The following is a 3,471-nucleotide window of genomic DNA, read 5'->3' on the forward strand; positions in this document are numbered from 1 at the left end:
TGAATGAGACACCTCAGAACAATACCACAGCTGAATAAGATAGTCCCGTAGCTCAGTTGGTTAGAGCACTACACTGATAATGTAGGGGTCAGCAGTTCAAATCTGCTCGGGACTACATAAGATTAATCTTAAGGGGGATTAGCTCAGCTGGCTAGAGCGCCTGCCTTGCACGCAGGAGGTCAACGGTTCGACTCCGTTATTCTCCACCATCACCGGTACCTAATATAAAAGGTATAGAAATAGGAAACAGACCGCAAGGAAAGTAACCCGGGATAGAACAGTTCTTTGACATATTGGAAGAAGTTAAAAAAGAAGAGCAAACAACAATAGAGACGTTGTTAGCTTGGAAGTGAGTGAATGGTAAGCAATTACTGTACACAAACTAAAGAGATAACAACCATCAAAAAAAGCATTTCCATAGGCGCAAAAGGCTATGGAGAGAAGAAAGTAAATAAGAGCACACAGGGGATGCCTTGGCTCTCAGAGGCGATGAAGGACGTGATAAGCTGCGATAAGCACTGGGGATTAGCAAATATGAATTGATCCGGTGATTTCCGAATGGGGCAACCTGGCTAGTTGAAGACTAGTCGTATAAATACGCAAACCTGCCGAACTGAAACATCTAAGTAAGCAGAGGAAGAGAAAATAATAATGATTTCCTAAGTAGTGGCGAGCGAACGGGAAAGAGCCCAAACCATTAATGTTACGGCATTAGTGGGGTTGTAGGACTACGATATGATTATAATGCAATGAAGTGGAACAGGATGGGAAGCCTGGCAATATAGAGTGAGAGCCTCGTACACGTAAGTACCATTAGTCTAGTAGTATCCTGAGTACCGCGAGGTCGGAGACGCCTTGTGGGAATCTGCCGGCACCATCCGGTAAGGCTAAATACTCCTGAGAGACCGATAGTGAACCAGTACCGTGAGGGAAAGGTGAAAAGAACCCCGAACAGGGGAGTGAAATAGAACCTGAAACTGTGTGCTTACAAGCGGTCGGAGCGTCCAGGTGGCGTGACGGCGTGCCTTTTGCATAATGAGCCTACGAGTTACTCTTCTCTGGCAAGGTTAAGTGTTTAAGACACGGATCCGAAGCGAAAGCGAGTCTGAATAGGGCGTATAGTCAGGGGAGGTAGACGCGAAACCTTGTGATCTACCCATGGACAGGTTGAAGGTGCGGTAACACGTACTGGAGGACCGAACCGATAAACGTTGAAAAGTTTCCGGATGATCTGTGGGTAGGGGTGAAAGGCTAATCAAACTGGGAAATAGCTCGTACTCCCCGAAATGTTTTTAGGAACAGCGTCGTGGTAGAGTTAAATAGAGGTAGAGCTACTGATTGGGTGCGGGGGAGTCAAATCCTACCAAATCCAGACAAACTCCGAATGCTATTTAATATACACGGCAGTGAGGCGCGGGGTGCTAAGGTCACGCGCCGAGAGGGAAAGAACCCAGACCATCAGCTAAGGTCCCCAAGTTACAGTTAAGTTGAACTAACGAGGTCCGATTGCATAGACAGCTAGGATGTTGGCTTGGAAGCAGCCATTCATTTAAAGAGTGCGTAACAGCTCACTAGTCGAGCGATCGGGCATGGATAATAAACGGGCATTAAACTGTACACCGAAGCTATGGGTAATATTAATATTACGGTAGGGGAGCATTCCAGCGGCAGCGAAGCTATGACGTAAGTTGTGGTGGAGCTTCTGGAAAAGCAAATGTAGGCATAAGTAACGATAAGGCGGGCGAGAAACCCGCCCACCGAAAGGATAAGGTTTCCTGATCAACGCTAATCGGATCAGGGTTAGTCGGGGCCTAAGGAGAACCCGAAGGGGATATTCGATGGACAACGGATTAATATTTCCGTACTTTTTATAACTGCGATGTGGGGACGGAGTAGTGACACTGCCGCGATCTGACGGAATAGATCGTTGAAGGCTGTAGGTATAGGACTGGTAGGCAAATCCGCCGGTCTTGCTGAACGCTGATAGTACCGCAAACCTTCGGGGGCGTGGATAGTGCAGGTAATCAGACTTCCAAGAAAAACCGCTAAGCTTCAGGTTATAAAAACCCGTACCGCAAACCGACACAGGTATCCGGGAAGAGAATTCTAAGGTGCTCGAGTGAATCATGGCTAAGGAACTCGGCAAAATGGCCCTGTAACTTCGGGAGAAGGGGCGCTGGTAGCAATATCAGCCGCAGTGAAAAGGCCCAGGCGACTGTTTAACAAAAACACATGGCTTTGCAAAATCGAAAGATGAAGTATAAGGCCTGACACCTGCCCGGTGCTGGAAGGTTAAGAGGGGATGTCATCCGCAAGGAGAAGCATTGAATCGAAGCCCCAGTAAACGGCGGCCGTAACTATAACGGTCCTAAGGTAGCGAAATTCCTTGTCGGGTAAGTTCCGACCTGCACGAATGGTGTAACGATCTGGGCGCTGTCTCAGCCATGAGCTCGGTGAAATTGTGGTCCCGGTGAAGACGCCGGGTACCCGCAACGGGACGGAAAGACCCCATGCACCTTCACTACAATTTAACATTGACATTGGATACAGGATGTGTAGGATAGGTGGGAGACTATGAAGCGGCGTCGCCAGGCGTCGTGGAGTCAACGTTGAAATACCACCCTTTCTGTATTCGGTGTCTAACCCCGCTGGTCGGGGGACATTGTTTGATGGGTAGTTTGACTGGGGTGGTCGCCTCCAAAAAGGTAACGGAGGCTTTCAAAGGTAAGCTCAATACGCTTGGTAACCGTATGAGGAGTGCAATAGCATAAGCTTGCTTGACTGTGAGACATACAAGTCGATCAGGGTCGAAAGACGGATATAGTGATCCGGTGGTTCTGCATGGAAGGGCCATCGCTCAAAGGATAAAAGGTACGCTGGGGATAACAGGCTGATCTCCCCCAAGAGCTCATATCGACGGGGAGGTTTGGCACCTCGATGTCGGCTCGTCACATCCTGGGGCTGGAGAAGGTCCCAAGGGTTCGGCTGTTCGCCGATTAAAGTGGCACGCGAGCTGGGTTCAGAACGTCGCGAGACAGTTCGGTCCCTATCTGTTGTGGGCGTTGGAATTTTGAGTGGGGCTGACCTTAGTACGAGAGGACCGGGTTGGACTAGCCTCTAGTGAATCTGTTGTTCCGCCAGGGGCATTGCAGAGTAGCTACGCTGGGAATAGATAAGCGCTGAAAGCATCTAAGTGCGAAACTAGCCACGAGATGAGAATTCCATATAGGACCGTAGCAGACTACTACGTTGATAGGTTACAGATGTAAAGATGGTGACATCAAAGTCGAGTAATACTAATAATCCGAAGCTTTCAAGAGCAGTAAACTGTTGTTTGTTCTTCAAAACTTAACTTCTTTCAATAATATGTCATCGTTATGATGTGGGAAACAATACAGCAATGTAAAAAGAAGCCTGCAAAATAACTTTAAAAATATTTAGGTGCCTATATCGGTGGTGTCTACCTCTTCC

2 tRNA genes and 1 rRNA gene are annotated in these 3,471 nt (G+C 48.1%); all 3 read left to right on the forward strand.

What is annotated here, in order from left to right:
* Positions 1-41: 41 nt before the first annotated feature.
* The 3 genes from J1905_RS23480 (at position 42) to J1905_RS23490 (ending at position 3,319) form a co-directional block, all read left to right on the forward strand.
* Positions 42-115: transfer RNA gene (locus J1905_RS23480), tRNA-Ile, on the forward strand.
* Between the two features lie 17 nt (positions 116-132).
* A tRNA-Ala gene (locus J1905_RS23485) sits at positions 133-209 on the forward strand.
* A 232-nt stretch (positions 210-441) separates the two neighbouring features.
* Positions 442-3,319: ribosomal RNA gene (locus J1905_RS23490) — 23S ribosomal RNA — on the forward strand.
* Positions 3,320-3,471 lie beyond the last annotated feature (152 nt).

It is taken from the genome of Pedobacter sp. B4-66 (assembly GCF_018492665.1).
Taxonomy (GTDB): Bacteria; Bacteroidota; Bacteroidia; order Sphingobacteriales; family Sphingobacteriaceae; genus Pedobacter.